The sequence below is a fragment of the Phenylobacterium sp. genome (assembly GCF_036502675.1).
GTDB lineage: Bacteria > Pseudomonadota > Alphaproteobacteria > Caulobacterales > Caulobacteraceae > Phenylobacterium.
Genome location: NZ_DASXYF010000116.1, coordinates 1 through 15,335 on the forward strand (window position 1 = coordinate 1; position 15,335 = coordinate 15,335).

Below are 15,335 nucleotides of genomic sequence, written 5' to 3' on the forward strand. Positions count from 1 at the left end.
CGGGGCGCAACGCTTCTGCATGGGCGCGGCCTGGCGCGACCTGAAGGACCGCGACCTTCCCAAGCTGGAAGCCATGATCTCCGGCGTGAAGGCGCTAGGCCTGGAGACCTGCGCCACGCTCGGCATGCTCGAGCCGCACCAGGCCACGGCGCTGCGGGCGGCGGGATTGGACTACTACAATCACAACCTGGACACCGCGCCGGAGGACTATGGGCGGGTCATCACCACCCGCACCTACCAGGATCGCCTCGACACCCTGGAGCATGTGCGCGCGGCGGGGCTCAACACCTGTTGCGGCGGCATCGTCGGCATGGGCGAGACGCGGCGCGACCGCGCGGGCCTCTTGCATACGCTGGCCACCCTGCCGGCGCATCCGGACAGCCTGCCGATCAACGACCTGATGCCGGTGCCGGGCACGCCGCTGGCCGGAGCCGAGCCGGTGGACGGGCTGGAGTTCGTCCGCACCATCGCCGTCGCCCGCCTGGTCTGCCCCAGGTCGGTGGTCCGTCTCTCCGCCGGGCGGGAGCACATGAGCCGCGAGCTGCAGGCCCTGGCCTTCCTCGCCGGCGCCAACTCGATCTTCATCGGCGCCCAGCTGCTGACCACGTCCAACCCGGACAAGAACACCGACGCCGCCCTGCTGGCCGACCTCGGCATGCGCCCGATGACGATGGGCTGAACGCCGCCCCGCCGTTCCCGGCCTACCGCTCCTCGTCGAACCGCGCCGCCACCAGGGCCGCCAGCGCGTCCAGCGCCTCCGACGCCTGCTCGCCGTCGGCCTCGATGTCGATACAGCAGCCCGGTCCCGCGGCCAGCATCATCAGGCCCATGATCGAGCGGGCGTCCACCGTCTGGCCGTCCTTGGAGACCCGCACCTCGGCGTCGAACCCCGAGGCCAGCTTGACGAACTTGGCCGAGGCGCGGGCGTGCAGGCCGCGCTCGTTGACGATCTCGACCGTGCGGACGAGACTCTCGCTCACTTCTCGCCGGCCAGCACGTAGGAGGCCACGGAGATGTATTTGCGTCCCGCCTCCTGGGCGCAGGCGACGCAGTCCTCCAGGCCCTGGCGGGTGCGCACGCTCGCCAGCTTGATCAGCATCGGCAGGTTCAGGCCGGCGATCACCTCGGCCTTGGTCTGCTCCATCACCGAGATCGCCAGGTTCGACGGCGTACCCCCGAACATGTCGGTGAGCAGGATCACCCCAGTCCCGGAATCCACCCGCGCGCAGGCGTCGAGGATGTCGCGGCGCCGACGCTCCATGTCGTCCTCGGCGCCGATGCAGATCGCCTCCACCGCCGTCTGCGGTCCGACCACGTGCTCCATGGCGAAGACGAATTCCTCCGCCAGCCGCCCGTGCGTCACGATCACGAGGCCGATCATTCCGACTCTCTCAATGGGACTTTTCTACCCCAGGACGGCAAGAAGCGGGCCGCTGAGCCCGTTTGATACGCTTGTTGCGGGCGGCGTCCAAGATGGTGCAGTGCGCGACGCAACTTCTGCGGCGCCGAAGCTTCAAGGGGGGCCACGCGAAGCAGGGGCAGCGCCATTCCCAGGCGCTCCTCGAACTGCGGCTCCGGGATCCGCTCCGCCGGCTCGCAGCGGGCGACCAGCGCCACCTCGGCGAAGGGCGCAGCCGGCTCCTCCACCACGTCCAGCCCGCGCACCTCCACCCGGCCGGCCAGCGCGTCGGGCGCCCGGCCGAACACCCGTCCGCCGGAGAGCCAGATCAGCGTCCGGTCGTCGGCCACCATGCGGAATCCATCCGCCAGGCAGCGCAGGGCCAGGTCCGTCTTGCCGGCCCCGGACGGCCCCTCGATCAGCACGCCCCGCCAGGCGCCGCCCATCCGCAGCGCGATGAGGCCCGCATGCACGATCATGGCTTGGCGACCGGCAGGCTGATCACGAAGCGGGCCCCGGCCACGCTCCCGTCCGGGTTCAGCCGGTTCTCCGCCCGGATCACCCCGCCGTGCGCCTCGGTGATCTGCCGGGCGATGGAGAGGCCGAGGCCGGAGTTGCCGCCAAACGCCGCCCCCTTCGGCCTGGAGGTGTAGAACCGCTGGAACACCGTCTCCAGGTTCTCCGGCGGGATGCCCGGCCCGTCGTCCTCCACCGTCGCCACCGCCTGGCCGCGCGCCTGGACCAGCGAGACCCGCACCTCACCGCCCCGCGGGCTGAACGAGCGGGCGTTGTCGACCAGGTTGCGGAACACCTGCCCCAGCGGCCCTTCGCGCCCCGACACCCGGATCGGCTCCAGCGACTGTGGCGGCGTGTAGCGCACCGGGATGTCCTGCGGCTTGGCGATGGCCTGGTAAAGGTGCGCCACCTCGGCCAGCAGGTGCGCCAGGTCCATGTTGCGCGGCGAGTCCCGCGACAGCTCGGCGTCCAGGCGCGAGGCGTTGGAGATGTCGGTGACCAGCCGGTCCAGTCGTTGCACGTCCTGCTGCAGGATGCGCAGCAGCCGGTCCCGCGCCGCCGGGTCCTTCACCAGGTCCAGGGTCTCCACCGCCGAGCGCAGGGAGGTGAGCGGGTTGCGGATCTCATGCGCCACGTCGGCGGCGAAGCTTTCGATGGCGTCCATCCGCTCGGAAAGCACGTGGGTCATGTCCTCCAGCGAGCGGGTCAGATCCCCCAGCTCGTCGTCGCGCTGGGCGATGTCGGGCAGCGAGATCGCCCGGGCCCGCGACAGGCGCACGCTGTCCGCCGCCCGCGCCAGGCGCCGCACCGGCCGGGCGATCAGCCTGTTCAGCAGGAAGGAGGACACCAGGTTCACGCCGACGGCGATCAGGATGAACGGGATCAGCGCCCGGCGCTCGCGGCCGATGATCTCGTCCACGTCGCTGGCCTCCAGGGTCAGCACGCCCAGCACCGCCTGCACGTGCTGGATCGGGATCGACACCGAGACCACCTGCTGGCCGTCGTCGCCGACCCTCAGGCCCGCCTGGTGCTCGCCCTTCAGCGCCCGCGCCACCTCGGCGGCCAGCGACGACTGCTCGGCCTTCTCCGGCGGCGGCGCCGGCCTGGAGCCCGGCAGGTCCAGGCTGAAGCCGTTCCCGTCCGGCGGCGGGTGGGCGGCAGGCAGCACCTTCCACTCCACCCGGTCGCCGACCATGTAGGAGTCCGCCACCATGGCGCCATGGGCGTCGAACAGCCGCGCCCGCTGGGAGCGCGGGTTCGACAGCATCTGCAGGATCTCGCTGGCGTATTGCGGATCCATGGACGGCACCGGCTCGCCGACCGTGGCGGCCCGGTCGATGATGTTGGCGATCAGCTCGCCCTGGGTGGTCAGGCTGTCCTGCCGGGCGATGATCAGCCCCCGGCGGTACTCGTTCAGCACCAGAGAGCCCACGACCAGGATCGCCAGCCCCAGCAGGTTCAAGGCGATGATCAGCCGCCCGAGCCGCGAACCCGGGAGCCATTGGAACCACGATGACCGCCGCCTGCGGTCAGGTCTCTCGGTATCGGTATCCGACGCCATAGAGGGTTTCGATCGCGTCGAAGCTGTTGTCGACGTCGCGGAATTTCTTGCGCATGCGCTTGATGTGGCTGTCGATCGTCCGGTCGTCGACGTAGACCTGATCCTCGTAGGCGGCGTCCATCAGGTTGTCGCGGCTCTTCACGAAGCCCGGGCGCTGGGCGAGCGACTGCAGCAGCAGGAACTCCGTGACCGTCAGCTTCACCGGCTTGCTGTCCCACAGGCAGTCGTGACGGGCCGGGTCCAGGGTCAGCTTGCCGCGCTTGATCGCCCGCGAGGCCTCGTTGGCCGGCGGCGGCGGTTCCTCCCCGTCGGCGCCGACCCGGCGCAGCAGCGCCTTGACCCGCTCGATCAGCAGCCGCTGGCTGAACGGCTTGTGGATATAGTCGTCGGCGCCCAGGTTGAAGCCGAGGATCTCGTCGATCTCCTCGTCCTTCGAGGTCAGGATGATCACCGGCAGGTCGGTGGTGCGCCGCAGCCGGCGCAGCACCTCCATCCCGTCCATGCGGGGCATCTTGACGTCGAGGATCGCGAGGTCCGGCGGGTCGCTCTCCAGGGCGGCCAGGCCGGTGGCCCCGTCGTAGTAAGCCTTCACGGTATGCCCGTGGCTTTCCAGGGCGAGGCCGACGGAGGTGACGATGTTCTCGTCGTCGTCGACCAGGGTGATTTTGGCCATCTGATTGTCGCATCTCCTTGCGAAGCGTCGGCTTTACTCCGCCGGCGGCGTGGCCTCAATGGGGCGCGCTTCCCGCACGCCTGTGAGGTCAACAGCCTCTTAAGCTTGTTCGCCCATCTTTCGTTGCGCCACAGGGGAACCGCATGGACGGCGCGCAGGTGCATTTCGAGTTGTTCGTCCGCAAGCGCGCGGGCGCGGACTGGACGCTGGAGCTGGCCACCGAGGACCGCGCCGCGGCCGTGGCCGCCGGCGAGGCCCGCATGGCCGAGGGCAAGGCGCTGGCCGTCAAGGTCACCAAGGAAACCCTCGACCCCGAGACCCGCGAGTTCCGCACGGTCACCATCCTCAACCTCGGCGACGCCGGCCAGGCGCCCAAGAAGAAGGTGCGCGAGGACCTGGAGCCGCTCTGCGTCATGCCGCAGGATCTCTACACCGTCCACGCCCGCGAGCGGATCGGCCGGCTGCTCGACAACTGGCTGGAGCGCAACCGCGCCACCCCCTTCGAGCTGCTGCACCGCCCCGACCTGGTGGAAAAGCTGGAAAGCTCCGGCACCGACCTGCAGCACGCCCTGCAGAAGATCGCCATCCCCGAGTCCCAGGACCGCGGCGTCTCGGTCCACGAGCTGATCCGCAGCTTCCAGAGCCTGGTCGAGCGGGCCATCGAACGGTTGCTCAAGGACCACCGCAAGGGAGTGCTGCCCGACCTCGACAAGGAAGGCTTCGCCGCGGCCGCCGAACGGCTGGCCCGCGAGCCGGAACGCGCCTACCTGCTGGGCGCGGGCGTCGCCGCCTGCCTGGCGCAGGGAACCGGCTGGACCGAGAAGGTCACCCGCCTGCTCGACCTGGCCGACGCCGCGCCCGTCGCCGGTCCGCCCCGCGCCATGGCGCTGGCGGTGATCGAACAGCCCCTGGCCGAGATCCTGGGCTCCCGCGCCGGCCTCGACGAGATCCTGGGCAGTGGCGTCGACCTCGACCTGGGCGGCAGCCTGGCGGCCATGACCCGGCTGGCGGCGGCCGACGTGGTCGACCCCCTGATCGCCACCAACGCCTCGGTGGCCAAGGTGATGCCGGTGCTGCAGCCTGCCGCCCAGCGCCTGGCCGACTGGCTGGCCGCCGACGACTTCGAAGCCGTGCGCGGGGCGATCGCCCGGCGCGTGGTGCGCGAGCTGAATGGTCCGCGCCGCCTGCGCCCGGGCAGCGCCGAGGGCGAGATCGACGTCCTGCGCGGCCTGGCCATGGCGCTCACCGCCGCCTCGGGCCGGCTGGTGCCGCTCGACGACGTGCAGGCGGCCTTCGCCGCCCGCTCCAACACCCTGATCACCAGCGACTTCGTCGAGGCCTTCCTGGGCCGGGACCGCTCCGCCCGCCAGGAGGCCGAGGCGCTGATCTGGCTGGTGGAGAACGTCATCGGCGGGGCCAACAAGCGCCGGGCCGGCCGCTGGCTGGTCGGCGTGGTCACCGCGCTGCGCTTCGAAAAGGAGATGCGCTACGGCCCGGACAGCCCCGCCGCCCGCCTGGCCGCCCTGGCCCAGCTGCAGCGCGACGTCGCCCGCTGCGGCCTGGTGCCCGAGGACTACCAGCCGATCCAGCAGACCTTCGGCGACCTGGGCGGGCTGGTGGAGGCCGACGCCCGCCTCACCGCCGCCGTCGCCAAGGCCGGCGGTCCCGTCCTGCACCGCCTGACGCTGCTGCTGCGCCTGGCCACCGGGGAAGCCGCGCCGCTGGGCCCGGCCGCCGACCGCGCCCGCGCCGAGGCGCTGAAGCTCGTCCGCCTCGACGAGACCCGCGCCGAGCTCGCCCAGGCCGCCCCCGAACGCATGGGCCAGGTCCGCGACCTGCTGGCCGCGGCGGCCAAGGCGGCTTAGGGCGCAAAGCCCTCGATCCCGCCAGGGGTGATTCCCGCGCCGGCCCTTACGTCGGTAAACAGGTTTTCGGGCGGCGAACAACACCCCTACGTTTTGCTGGAATGATCGTGTGTTCAAGGGTTTGTCTGTTCTCCCAGGTGTTACCGGGTCCAAGCCGGTAAACACCTGGGGTGTTGACCGGTAAACACCTTGCCGCGGCGGCGCAGGGTTGCGCCCAACTCCAGAGACACGATTAGCCCTGGGGCATACGGGCGGGGGCCTGCGGAGCTTAGCTCAGCCGCCGCCGCCCGCAAAGAACATAATAAGAACGCCTGACCGGGTCGCACGCATGGGATCGGGTGTTTCTCCCTCCAGGGGCGGGGTGTCGCGTATGTTGCGGCGCTAGGAGCATGATGATTTCAGGCGGAATCGCCGGCTCAAAACCCGCTCGCCCCGGCCCCCGGCCCCCGGGGTCCGGCCGGCGGCCGGCCCGAAGATAAACTCCGGCCGGGGCCCAGGTGAAAACCCCGAGAGGCTCAGGCTGAAGCCGGGTCCCGGCCGTCGCCCATGGACGGTAAGTTGAGCTGCAGGGTTCGCCGGGAGCTTTTCCTCCCCCGTCCCGAAGAGGACGGGGGAGGAAAAAGGCGCCGTCGCCCTTAAGTTACCGCCTATGGGCCTTCGCCGGGACGAGCGGAGGCGGATCAACCCAATTTCAACCCGCTCCAGTGGATCAACTTGAGCGAATCCTGGTCTAGGCCCGCACGTAAGCCCGCCGCCCGGTCGAGGCCTGGACGTGGACCACCACGGTCGCCCCGCTGGTCGGGTCGATGAACTTCTCCGACGTCGGCCGCCAGTCCGGCCCCGGGCCTGAGTCCAGCAGCGGCTTGTAGCGGGTCCGCTCGCAGACCACGCCGGCCACGGTGACGACGGCCCAGACCAGCAGCATGATCCCGCCCGGAAACGCCCCGCTGCAGGCGAACAGGCCGATCGCCAAGGCCAGTAGCAGGAGGCTCGCGACGATCAGGGCGGGCCGCATCACCGGCTATACGGCCGGCTGGACGTAGACCGCCGTGCCGTAGGCGACGATCTCGCTCATGTATTCGGCGATCTCGGAGGAATCGAAGCGCATCATCACCACGGCGTTGGCGCCCATCACCGCGGCGTTCTCCACCATCCGGTCGAGGGCGTGGCGGCGGGCCTGCTCCAGCATCTGGGTGTATTCCTTGATCTCGCCGCCGATGATCGAGCGCAGCGAGGCGGCGATGTTGCCGCCCAGGCCGCGGCTGCGGACCACCACGCCGAAGCACTGGCCCTTCACCTCCAGCACGCGGTGGCCGGGGATGTTCTCGGTGGTGACGACGAGCATGGCGGGTCCCCCTCTGCCGTTCGCCGCCAGCATCGGCGCGCGGGATTGTGGTTTCGTGAACGGGCCGGCCTCAGCCCAGCGCGTCCCCCAGCGCCGCCGTCACCCGGTCCACGTCCGTGTCCGCCATCCCCGGATAGAGCGGCAGCGACAGGCAGCGCGCGTACCAGGCCTCGGCCCCGGGCAGATCGAGCTCGCCGTAGCGCGCCCGGTAGTAGGGCTGGCGGTGCACGGGGATGTAGTGGACCTGGGTTCCCACCCCCTGGGCCCGCAACGTCTCCATCACCTCGCGCCGGCCGCGCCCCGCCGCCTGGAAATCGATCAGCGTCACCATCAGGTGCAGGACGGGATCGCTCCAGCCCGGCGACGCGGCCGGCCGCACCAGCGGCGCCAAAGGGGCCAGCCGGTCGTGGTAGCGCGCCGCCAGGGCCCGGCGGCGGGCGGCGAAGCGGTCCAGCTTGCCGAGCTGCGACAGGCCGAGCGCGCAGAGGATGTCCGGCAGGCGATAGTTGAACCCCAGCTCCGGCATCTCGTACCACCAGGGCTCGCATCCCTCCGGCCGCACCATGCCGTGGCTGCGCAGGGTCCTGAGCCGCGCCGCCAGCTGGTCGTCGTTGGTCGCCACCATGCCGCCCTCGCCGGTGGCGATGGTCTTCACCGGGTGGAAGGAGAAGGTGGCCATGGCCGAATGGGCGCAGTCGCCGACGCGCTCGTTCTTCTTGCCGAACCGCATCGCGCCGCCCAGCGCGTGCGGCGCGTCCTCGACCAGCACGGCGCCCGCCGCCTGGGCCAGGGCCTGCAGTCCCGGCAGGTCGGCCACGTCGCCCCGCAGGTGCACCGGCAGCACCGCCCGCAGCCTGCGCCCGCCCACGCGCCCGATGGCCTCGGCCAGCGTCCGCGGCGTCATCAGGCCGCTGTCGGGGTCCACGTCGGCGAACACCACCTCGGCGCCCACGTAGCGGGCGCAGTTGGCGGTGGCCAGGAAGGTGATCGAAGGCGCGATGCAGACCTCGCCCGGCTGCACGTCCAGGGCCAGCATGGCCAGGTGCAGCGCCGCCGTGCCGTTGGCGCAGGCCACCGCCTGGCGCGCCCCCACCCTGGCCGCGAAGGCGGTCTCGAAGGCCTCGACCCGCGGGCCGGTGGTCAGGAAGTCGTCGCGCAGGGCCGTCGCCACCGCCGCGACGTCGTCGTCCTCGATGGTCTGGCGGCCATAGGGCAGCACTTGGTTAGACGTCCTTCAGCATGGCCAGCAGGGCCGGCCCGGTGAGCCATTCGGTGTTGGTGTCGCTGGCGTAGGAGAAGTCCTCCGGCGGCTTCGGGTGCTCCGGGGCGAACGAGCGGCGGGCGTACTCCACGAACGCCGGCTCGATGGCGTAGCGGTCGCCGAGGTCGACGGTGGAGCGGGCGTCGTCGGCCGAGATCATCATCTCGTGCAGCTTCTCGCCGGGCCGGATGCCGACCACCTTGATGGCGGCCTCCGGCGCCATGGCCGCGGCCAGGTCGGTCATCCGCATCGAGGGGATCTTCGGTACGAAGATCTCGCCGCCGCGCATGACGTCCAATGACGACAGCACGAAGTCGACCCCCTGGTTGAGGGTGATCCAGAACCGGGTCATCCGGGTGTCGGTGATCGGCAGTTCGGTCGCCCCCTTGGCCACCAGCCGCTGGAACAGCGGCGCGACCGATCCCCGGGATCCGACCACGTTGCCGTAGCGCACCACCGAGAACCGCGTGCCGATGTCGCCCGACAGGTTGTTGGCCGCCACGAAGGTCTTGTCGGAGGCGAGCTTGGTCGCCCCATAGAGGTTGATCGGGTTGCAGGCCTTGTCGGTGGACAGCGCCACCACCTGCCTGATCCGGTTGGTCAGCGAGGCCCAGACCACGTTCTCGGCGCCCAGCACGTTGGTATGGATACATTCCGAGGGGTTGTACTCGGCGGCCGGCACCTGCTTCAGGGCCGCGGCGTGGATCACGATGTCGACCCCGCGCAGGGCCAGCGTCAGCCGCTCCCGGTCGCGCACGTCGCCCAGGAAGAAGCGCATGCAGGCCAGCGTCCCCGGCTCGAACCGCTCCTGCAGGTCGATCTGCATCTCGCTCTGCTTCAGCTCGTCGCGGGAATAGACGATCAGCTTCCGCGGCCGGGCGCGGCTCAGCACCGTATCCACGAACCGCCGCCCGAAGGAGCCGGTGCCGCCGGTGACGAGGATGACCTTGCCGTCGAGGTCGAGGGAGGTCGGTGCGAACAGGCCCAAGGGCTTCAGACTCCGATGAGGAGTGGACGTCCGCCCGACTCTTGGACGCGCCGCGTAAAGAGAGCGCTAACCCTGATGCGTCAGAAGTACGCGGATGCGCAGACGTGCGATCCTTTCCGCTCTCGCCCCCGCTCTGGCCCTGGCCCTGGCCGCACCCCCGGCGGCCCACGCCGCCGAGAAGGCCGAGAAGAAGAAGGGCGGCGGGGCCTCCTACATCCAGATCCAGGCGCTCACCGCCACCACCAACGCCGCCGGCGGACGCCGCGGCGTCCTGACGGTGGAGACCGGCGTCGACATCCCCGACGGCGGCCTCAGGGCCTTCTGCGAAGCCAGCCTGCCGCGCCTGCGGGCGGCCTATGTCCAGGTGGTGCAGACCTACGCCGCGGGCCTGGCGCCGCTCACCCCGCCCAACGCCGACTTCCTGGCGCGCGAACTGCAGCGCGAGACCGACCGGGTGCTGGGCCGCAGGGGCGCGCGCCTGCTGCTGGGCGCCATCCTGGTCAGCTGAGAGCCCGGCCTCGTCACATCGCCGAGATGCCGCCGTCCACCTTCAGTTCCGCCCCCGTGACGAACTTGCTCTCGTCCGAGGCCAGGTAGAGGGCGGCGTTGGCCACGTCGTCCGGCTCGCCGATGTGGCCCAGGGGCACCTGGCGTCCCAGCTTGGCCTTCGCGCCTTCGTCCCCGAACTGCTCACGGTACTTGTCGAGGATCGGGGTGTCGATGAAGGTCGGGTGGATGGAGTTGCTGCGGATATCCAGCCCCTGTCGCGCGCAGTGCAGGGCGATCCCCTTGGACAGCATCCAGACCGCCGCCTTCGACGCATTGTAGGGCGGCATGTTGTGCGCCGCGATCAGGCCGGCGATCGACGAGATGTTGACGATCGAGCCCGGCTGGTTCTGGCGCATGTACTTCAGCGCGTGCTTGGTCCCCAGGAACACCGAGTCGACGTTGACCTCCATCACCCGTTTCCAGTCCTCGAACGGCATCTCCTCGATGCTGCCCGGGATGGAGATGCCGGCGTTGTGGATCAGCACCGAGACGCCGCCCATCGCCGCGTCCGCCTCTTCGAGGGCGAAGATCCACTGGTCTTCCTTGGTGACGTCCAGGGGAAAGGCGAAGGCCGTCCCCGCGCCGAAGGCGGCGTCGATCTCCGCGGCGACGGCCTGGGCGCCGGCGTGGTTGAGGTCCGCCAGGCTGACCTTGGCGCCCTCGGAGGCCAGCTTGCGGGCCATGGCCGCGCCCAGTCCCTGGGCGGCGCCGCTGATGAAGGCCTTCTTGCCTGCGACCCGGCCGGCCACGGTCAAGCCTCCGCGCCGCCGGCCAGGGCGGCCTCGTCCATGAAGCTGGCCAGCGTCACGTCCAGCTCCGTCACCCCGTCGGCGTCGTGGGTGGCCAGCGTCACCTCCACGCGGTTGTAGACGTTGAACCATTCCGGATGGTGGTCGAGCTTGTCGGCCAGCAGCGCCGCGCGGGTCATGAAGCCGAAGGCGGCGTTGAAGTCCTTGAACCGGAAGGTGCGGACGATGGCGTCGCGTTCGCCGGACAGGGCGCTCCACCTGGGCAGGCGGGCCAGCGCCGCGGGCGCGCCGATGCGGGACGGACGGCTCATGCGGGTTGCTCCTCGAAAGTCAGGCCGGTGGCCTGCGCCAGCTCGGCCAGGGTCTGGTCCACGTCCACCACCTTGATGGCGCGCATCCCGAGCCGGGCGGCCGGCTTGCAGTTGATCCCCAGGTCGTCGAGGTAGACGCAAGCCGCGGGCTCCACCCCCAGCAGGCGGCACATCATCCGGTAGATCTCCGGGTCGGGCTTGCGCACGCCCGCCTTGGAGCTTTCGATCACCGCGTCGAACAGCGGCAGGATCGCGCCCGCCCCGCCGGCCCCCCACGCCGCCTCGCCCGGGCTGTGGTGCGAGACCATGTTGTTGGTGATGCAGCCGACCTTGAACCGGGTTTTGCAGGCCTTCAGCGCCGCCACCATCCGCGGGCGCACCGCGCCGGAAAGCAGCGGCAGGATCTCCCGCCCCGGCGTGGGCCAGCCCCGCGCCGTCGACTCCGCCAGGAACCGGTCGTCGAACCCCGCCGCGTCGATCTCCGAGCGCTCGAACAGCGCCCAGGCGTTGGCGTCGGGGTCGGCGGCGTTGATCTGGCGGATCAGGTCGCGGGGCAGGCCGCGCGCGGCCTCGTAGCGGTTGAACGCCTCGAACGGCGAGGTGGTGAACACCCCGCCGAAGTCCCAGATCACCGCCTCGACCGCCATCGCCGCTCCTGCGCCTGCGGTCGCGACGCTAGTGAGACGGCGCGCCGGGCGCAAGCGGGGCGGGAGCGCGCCCGCCGCCGATCTGGTATCAGGCGCCATGTTCGCGCCCTGCCGCCTGCCGCTTCCCGTGAAGGCCGCCGTCCTGGCGGTCTGCCTGGGCGTGCTGTCCTGGCTGTCGCTGGCGCCCACGGACGAGCTGCCCACCGTCGACCTGTGGGACAAGTCCGAGCACGCCATCGCCTATGCGGTGCTGGCAACGGCCTGCGTCCTGATGTTCCCGAGCCGTCTCGGCCGGATCATCCTGGGCTGCGTCGGCTTCGGGGTGCTGATCGAGTTCCTGCAGGCCGCCATGGGCTTCGGCCGCCAGGGCGACTGGCGCGACGCGGCGGCCAACACCGTCGGCGTCCTGCTGGTCGCCGCGGTCCACCTGCTGGTCCGCCGGCTGACGCGCCGCGGGGGGACATGAGCCCGCGCCACGCCCCATGGGCGGAAAACGCCGACTTCGCCGTCGGCCTGCGCCCGATCCCCGAGGCGGCCTGGCTGGAGGGCGGCGAGGCCGATCCCGCCGCCCGCAAGGACCCGCTGCTCGCCGGGCGGCCGCAGACCGTCTGGGGCGAGACCGAGGGCTCCAGGCCGGCCCAGGCGGAGGCGATGGCGATGGCCGCCGCCGCCCTCGGCCGGGCGATCGACCCGCAAGGCCGGCCGCCGCTGCTGGCCGCGGCCCGGCGCGTGCCGGACGACCTCTGCCTGATGGAGAAGCGCGACGGCGCCTGGCGGCTCACGGCGCTCAGCCTCTGCGCCCCCACGTTCTTCTCCGCCGAGGCCGTGCTGGGCCTCAGCCTCGCCGAGCTGCACGGCCCGGTGGACGGCTTCGCCGAGCGCTTCCTGGCCCGGGTGGAGCGGCTGTTCGAGGGCCTGCGTCCCGGCCTGGTGCTCGAGCGGCGCAACTGGACGGTGGTGAATTCCGGCGAGACCTTCACCCCCGACGCCGCGCCCGTGCGGGCGCAGATCCCGGCGATCGATCCGGCCGACGCCAGCCAGGCCCTCTTCCTGCGGGTCGAGCGCCAGACCCTGCGCCGCCTGCCCGAAACCGGCGCGGCCCTCTTCACCATCCGCGTCTGGCTGGACCGGTTGCAGGTCCTGGCGGAAGATTCCGCCCGGCTGGCGGCCTTCGCGCGCGCCTGGCGCGGCGCCGCGCCGGCCTTCCGCAACTACAAGCGATTCGCGCTTTACGACCCCCTCGTGGAAGCGTTTCTTCGCGCGGAGGGTGAAAGCTACAGCGTTAACGGACCCCGATCTCCATCCTGACGCCTCTGTTCTTGAAGCGACCGCCGGTGACTTCCATGCGCCCCCGCCACGTCCTGTCCTTCGCCGCCGTGCTGGCGCTCGTCGGATGCAATGGGCAGCCCGCCAGCAAGACGGACGGCGCCGCCCGCACCGCGATCTCCTCGCCGGCCCCGGCCGCCGCCTGCCCGAAGGCCCCGGCGCCGGTCTGCCCGCCCGCCAGGTCGGCCCAGGCCCGCGGCTCCGGCCACGCCGTCCTCCACCGGCCCGCGCACGCCGCTGCGGGCCGTCGCGTGGTGGCGGCCACGGGCCGCAAGCACGCCTGGCGCCGCTACGGCGACCTGGCCGGCGGCCCGCCGGAGCCCGGCCAGGGGCGCGAGTACGCCCGCGTGCCGCCGGGCTACGTCCGGCGCCATGAGGACGGCGGCTCCGGCTATCACTATGGCCCGGCCTATCCGCCGGCCCCGCGCTACGAAGACCGCAGGTCCGACGATCGCCGCCATGACGACGACCGCGGCTATGAGGACCGCTCGGCCGAACCCGCCCCGCCGGAGTCCGGCTACTATTACCGGCACGGCGCCGAGGGCCGCAGCTCCAGCGAAAGCGGCGGTTCGCACGTCGAGGGCGGCTACAGCCGCGGCGGCTCGACCTACGACTACGACCGCGAGGGCGACGAGGCGCGCTCGGCCTCCGGCTACCGGGAGCGCCGCAGCTATGGCGGGACCCGCAGCTATCGCTCGGAGGAGCGGTCGATCGAGTCCAGCTCATCCTCCTCGTCGGAGCGCCGCACCTGGGGCGCGGGCGGCTGCTGCGATAGCAGCGTCGGCGCGGCGGGCTTCGACCGCAACGGCTACCTGACCTGGCCGGGAAAGATTCCCGCCCGCCCGTAGCGCCTCTCCCATTGCCGCCGCCGCGGCGGCGCCTATCGTGCGCCGCGCAGGCGAGGGAGGCGTGAGGCATGGGCGATCCCGGGACCGTGGGTCCGGCGAAGGTCCACCTGGCCACGCCGTGCTTCGGCGGGATGGTCAACCTCCTCTACATGCGTTCGGTCCTCGACCTGCAGGCCGCCTGCCAGGCGCGCGGCGTGGAGCTGCAGGTGGACCTGATGGGCGGCGACGCCCTGATCACCCGCGGCCGCAGCCGCCTGGCGGCCCAGTTCCTGGCCGGCGATGCGACGCACCTGCTGTTCGTCGATGCGGATATCGGCTTCCGGCCGGAGAACGTCTTCCGCCTGCTGGACGCCGGCCATGACGTGGCCGGGGGCGTCTATCCCCTGAAGCACGTGGACTGGGAGAAGGCGCGCGCCGCGGCGCTCGCCGGCATGGTGGACCTGCAGGCCGCGGCGGTGGGTTATGTGGTGCGCTTCATTCCCACGCCTGACAGCTCCGTCGAGGTGGAGGACGGCTTTGCGAAGGTCGCCTATGTGGGCACGGGCTTCCTGATGCTCGCCCGCCGCGCGGTGCAGCGCGTCGTCGACGCCCATCCGGGACTGCGGGCCAGGATGGGCGACATGGCGGATTCGGCCGCCTCCGAGGCGGTGATGATCTTCGAGACCATGATCGAGCCGGAGACCGGACAGTACCTGTCGGAGGACTACGCCTTCTGCCGGCGCTGGCGCGACCTGGGCGGGGAGATCTGGGCCGACATGCAGTCGCGCCTCACCCACGTGGGCCACACCGCCTATTCCGGCAGCCTGGTGCAGGCGATGACGCCGAAGGCCTGACGCGCGCCACCCGGACCCGCGGCGGAGCCGGGCCCCTGAGCGCGCCTTGTGCCCCGGGCCCGTGGGTTCCCCGGCGATGCGCGTGGACAGCCCATAATGTCCATGCGTAGGGTGACGATCCGCGAATCGCGACTTTCCCGGGGCTCAGCGGAAATCCATATCTCTGATTAGGCAGGATCAAATGGCCGAAACCACTCCCAAGAAAACCAACGCCCTGCAAAAGCCGATGAAGCCTTCGGCGGAACTGGCCGCCGTCGTCGGCGCCGGCCCCGTCACCCGGGGCGAGGTCGTCTCGAAGATGTGGGACTACATCAAGAAGAACAATCTGCAGGATCCCGCCAACAAGCGCGAGATCAACGCCGACGACAAGCTGAAGAAGCTGTTCGACGGCAAGTCCAAAGTCAACATGTTCGAAATGAACAAGTATTTCAGCAAGCACCTGAGCTGACCTTAAGGGCGGCGGG

General features: G+C 71.0%; 20 protein-coding genes. 8 read left to right on the forward strand and 12 right to left on the reverse strand.

The genetic code is table 11. The features are described from left to right. Nucleotides 1–679 (forward strand): biotin synthase BioB (gene bioB / locus VGL30_RS15560; protein ID WP_331540927.1); only part of this gene is annotated, 679 nt, incomplete at its 5' end. Nucleotides 680–701: 22 nt separating this feature from the next. Here bioB and VGL30_RS15565 read toward each other — a convergent pair. From VGL30_RS15565 to VGL30_RS15585, 5 genes are read right to left on the reverse strand one after another with little or no spacing between them, the layout of a single operon-like run. Beyond that, nucleotides 702–980: an HPr family phosphocarrier protein gene (locus VGL30_RS15565; protein ID WP_331540928.1), complete on the reverse strand. Its 279-nt coding sequence runs from the start codon at nucleotides 978–980 to the stop codon at nucleotides 702–704. After that, nucleotides 977–1,381 (reverse strand): PTS sugar transporter subunit IIA, encoded by a 405-nt coding sequence (locus VGL30_RS15570; RefSeq protein ID WP_331540929.1) that lies wholly within the window; start codon nucleotides 1,379–1,381, stop codon nucleotides 977–979. Before VGL30_RS15570 ends, VGL30_RS15565 begins: the two co-directional genes overlap by 4 nt. Beyond that, on the reverse strand, nucleotides 1,378–1,878 hold the full coding sequence (locus VGL30_RS15575; protein WP_331540930.1) for an HPr kinase/phosphorylase: 501 nt from the start codon (nucleotides 1,876–1,878) through the stop codon (nucleotides 1,378–1,380). Before VGL30_RS15575 ends, VGL30_RS15570 begins: the two co-directional genes overlap by 4 nt. Further along, nucleotides 1,875–3,476 carry a stimulus-sensing domain-containing protein gene (locus VGL30_RS15580; protein ID WP_331540931.1) on the reverse strand — a complete coding sequence of 534 codons (1,602 nt, stop codon included), beginning with the start codon at nucleotides 3,474–3,476 and terminating at the stop codon, nucleotides 1,875–1,877. The genes VGL30_RS15575 and VGL30_RS15580 overlap by 4 nt, the downstream gene beginning before the upstream one ends. Continuing rightward, nucleotides 3,445–4,149, reverse strand: coding sequence for a response regulator transcription factor (locus VGL30_RS15585; protein ID WP_331540932.1), 705 nt, complete (start codon nucleotides 4,147–4,149; stop codon nucleotides 3,445–3,447). Before VGL30_RS15585 ends, VGL30_RS15580 begins: the two co-directional genes overlap by 32 nt. Before the next feature lie 143 nt (nucleotides 4,150–4,292). On the opposite strand from VGL30_RS15585, the gene VGL30_RS15590 reads away from it, so the two are divergent. Next, nucleotides 4,293–6,014 carry a hypothetical protein gene (locus VGL30_RS15590; protein ID WP_331540933.1) on the forward strand — a complete coding sequence of 574 codons (1,722 nt, stop codon included), beginning with the start codon at nucleotides 4,293–4,295 and terminating at the stop codon, nucleotides 6,012–6,014. A gap of 730 nt (nucleotides 6,015–6,744) precedes the next feature. Here the strand turns inward: VGL30_RS15590 and VGL30_RS15595 are convergent. From VGL30_RS15595 to pseB, 4 genes are all read right to left on the reverse strand, one after another. After that, nucleotides 6,745–7,029, reverse strand: coding sequence for a hypothetical protein (locus VGL30_RS15595; RefSeq protein ID WP_331540934.1), 285 nt, complete (start codon nucleotides 7,027–7,029; stop codon nucleotides 6,745–6,747). A 6-nt stretch (nucleotides 7,030–7,035) separates the two neighbouring features. Beyond that, entirely contained in the window at nucleotides 7,036–7,359 is a 324-nt protein-coding gene (locus VGL30_RS15600) for a heavy metal-binding domain-containing protein (protein ID WP_331540935.1), read from the reverse strand. A 70-nt stretch (nucleotides 7,360–7,429) separates the two neighbouring features. Then, nucleotides 7,430–8,578, reverse strand: a complete 1,149-nt coding sequence (pseC, locus tag VGL30_RS15605; RefSeq protein ID WP_331540936.1) for a UDP-4-amino-4,6-dideoxy-N-acetyl-beta-L-altrosamine transaminase — start codon at nucleotides 8,576–8,578, stop codon at nucleotides 7,430–7,432. A gap of 4 nt (nucleotides 8,579–8,582) precedes the next feature. After that, nucleotides 8,583–9,608: a UDP-N-acetylglucosamine 4,6-dehydratase (inverting) gene (gene pseB / locus VGL30_RS15610; RefSeq protein WP_331540937.1), complete on the reverse strand. Its 1,026-nt coding sequence runs from the start codon at nucleotides 9,606–9,608 to the stop codon at nucleotides 8,583–8,585. A 94-nt stretch (nucleotides 9,609–9,702) separates the two neighbouring features. Here pseB and VGL30_RS15615 point away from each other — a divergent pair, with 94 nt between their 5' ends. Further along, the gene (locus tag VGL30_RS15615) at nucleotides 9,703–10,116 is read left to right on the forward strand and encodes a hypothetical protein (RefSeq protein ID WP_331540938.1); all 414 of its coding nucleotides are present in this window, start codon (nucleotides 9,703–9,705) and stop codon (nucleotides 10,114–10,116) included. Between the two features lie 13 nt (nucleotides 10,117–10,129). On the opposite strand, the gene VGL30_RS15620 is transcribed toward VGL30_RS15615, so the two are convergent. From VGL30_RS15620 to VGL30_RS15630, 3 genes are read right to left on the reverse strand one after another with little or no spacing between them, the layout of a single operon-like run. Further along, complete coding sequence (locus tag VGL30_RS15620) at nucleotides 10,130–10,912, reverse strand: SDR family oxidoreductase (RefSeq protein WP_331540939.1); 783 nt, start codon at nucleotides 10,910–10,912, stop codon at nucleotides 10,130–10,132. Further along, nucleotides 10,909–11,217, reverse strand: coding sequence for a 4a-hydroxytetrahydrobiopterin dehydratase (locus VGL30_RS15625; protein WP_331540940.1), 309 nt, complete (start codon nucleotides 11,215–11,217; stop codon nucleotides 10,909–10,911). Before VGL30_RS15625 ends, VGL30_RS15620 begins: the two co-directional genes overlap by 4 nt. Beyond that, complete coding sequence (locus tag VGL30_RS15630) at nucleotides 11,214–11,864, reverse strand: HAD-IA family hydrolase (RefSeq protein ID WP_331540941.1); 651 nt, start codon at nucleotides 11,862–11,864, stop codon at nucleotides 11,214–11,216. Before VGL30_RS15630 ends, VGL30_RS15625 begins: the two co-directional genes overlap by 4 nt. A gap of 97 nt (nucleotides 11,865–11,961) precedes the next feature. Between VGL30_RS15630 and VGL30_RS15635 the strand changes: the two genes are divergently transcribed. From VGL30_RS15635 to VGL30_RS15655, 5 genes are all read left to right on the forward strand, one after another. Next, on the forward strand, nucleotides 11,962–12,330 hold the full coding sequence (locus VGL30_RS15635) for a VanZ family protein (RefSeq protein WP_331540942.1): 369 nt from the start codon (nucleotides 11,962–11,964) through the stop codon (nucleotides 12,328–12,330). Then, nucleotides 12,327–13,172 carry a DUF3445 domain-containing protein gene (locus tag VGL30_RS15640; RefSeq protein ID WP_331540943.1) on the forward strand — a complete coding sequence of 282 codons (846 nt, stop codon included), beginning with the start codon at nucleotides 12,327–12,329 and terminating at the stop codon, nucleotides 13,170–13,172. The genes VGL30_RS15635 and VGL30_RS15640 overlap by 4 nt, the downstream gene beginning before the upstream one ends. Nucleotides 13,173–13,207: 35 nt before the next feature. Further along, nucleotides 13,208–14,038 (forward strand): hypothetical protein, encoded by an 831-nt coding sequence (locus VGL30_RS15645; RefSeq protein ID WP_331540944.1) that lies wholly within the window; start codon nucleotides 13,208–13,210, stop codon nucleotides 14,036–14,038. A 68-nt stretch (nucleotides 14,039–14,106) separates the two neighbouring features. Then, nucleotides 14,107–14,871, forward strand: a complete 765-nt coding sequence (locus VGL30_RS15650) for a hypothetical protein (protein WP_331540945.1) — start codon at nucleotides 14,107–14,109, stop codon at nucleotides 14,869–14,871. A gap of 181 nt (nucleotides 14,872–15,052) precedes the next feature. Further along, on the forward strand, nucleotides 15,053–15,319 hold the full coding sequence (locus VGL30_RS15655; protein ID WP_331540946.1) for an SWIB/MDM2 domain-containing protein: 267 nt from the start codon (nucleotides 15,053–15,055) through the stop codon (nucleotides 15,317–15,319). Nucleotides 15,320–15,335: the final 16 nt, after the last annotated feature.

Coding starts and splice junctions, on each gene's coding strand:
- VGL30_RS15615 (WP_331540938.1), top strand. CDS start 9,703: ATGCGCAGACGTGCGATCCTTTCCGCTCTCGCCCCCGCTCTGGCCCTG.
- VGL30_RS15630 (WP_331540941.1), bottom strand. CDS start 11,864: ATGGCGGTCGAGGCGGTGATCTGGGACTTCGGCGGGGTGTTCACCACC.
- VGL30_RS15655 (WP_331540946.1), top strand. CDS start 15,053: ATGGCCGAAACCACTCCCAAGAAAACCAACGCCCTGCAAAAGCCGATG.
- VGL30_RS15595 (WP_331540934.1), bottom strand. CDS start 7,029: ATGCGGCCCGCCCTGATCGTCGCGAGCCTCCTGCTACTGGCCTTGGCG.
- VGL30_RS15650 (WP_331540945.1), top strand. CDS start 14,107: ATGGGCGATCCCGGGACCGTGGGTCCGGCGAAGGTCCACCTGGCCACG.
- VGL30_RS15590 (WP_331540933.1), top strand. CDS start 4,293: ATGGACGGCGCGCAGGTGCATTTCGAGTTGTTCGTCCGCAAGCGCGCG.
- VGL30_RS15625 (WP_331540940.1), bottom strand. CDS start 11,217: ATGAGCCGTCCGTCCCGCATCGGCGCGCCCGCGGCGCTGGCCCGCCTG.
- VGL30_RS15585 (WP_331540932.1), bottom strand. CDS start 4,149: ATGGCCAAAATCACCCTGGTCGACGACGACGAGAACATCGTCACCTCC.
- VGL30_RS15640 (WP_331540943.1), top strand. CDS start 12,327: ATGAGCCCGCGCCACGCCCCATGGGCGGAAAACGCCGACTTCGCCGTC.
- VGL30_RS15570 (WP_331540929.1), bottom strand. CDS start 1,381: ATGATCGGCCTCGTGATCGTGACGCACGGGCGGCTGGCGGAGGAATTC.
- VGL30_RS15575 (WP_331540930.1), bottom strand. CDS start 1,878: ATGATCGTGCATGCGGGCCTCATCGCGCTGCGGATGGGCGGCGCCTGG.
- VGL30_RS15645 (WP_331540944.1), top strand. CDS start 13,208: ATGCGCCCCCGCCACGTCCTGTCCTTCGCCGCCGTGCTGGCGCTCGTC.
- VGL30_RS15635 (WP_331540942.1), top strand. CDS start 11,962: ATGTTCGCGCCCTGCCGCCTGCCGCTTCCCGTGAAGGCCGCCGTCCTG.
- VGL30_RS15580 (WP_331540931.1), bottom strand. CDS start 3,476: ATGGCGTCGGATACCGATACCGAGAGACCTGACCGCAGGCGGCGGTCA.
- VGL30_RS15600 (WP_331540935.1), bottom strand. CDS start 7,359: ATGCTCGTCGTCACCACCGAGAACATCCCCGGCCACCGCGTGCTGGAG.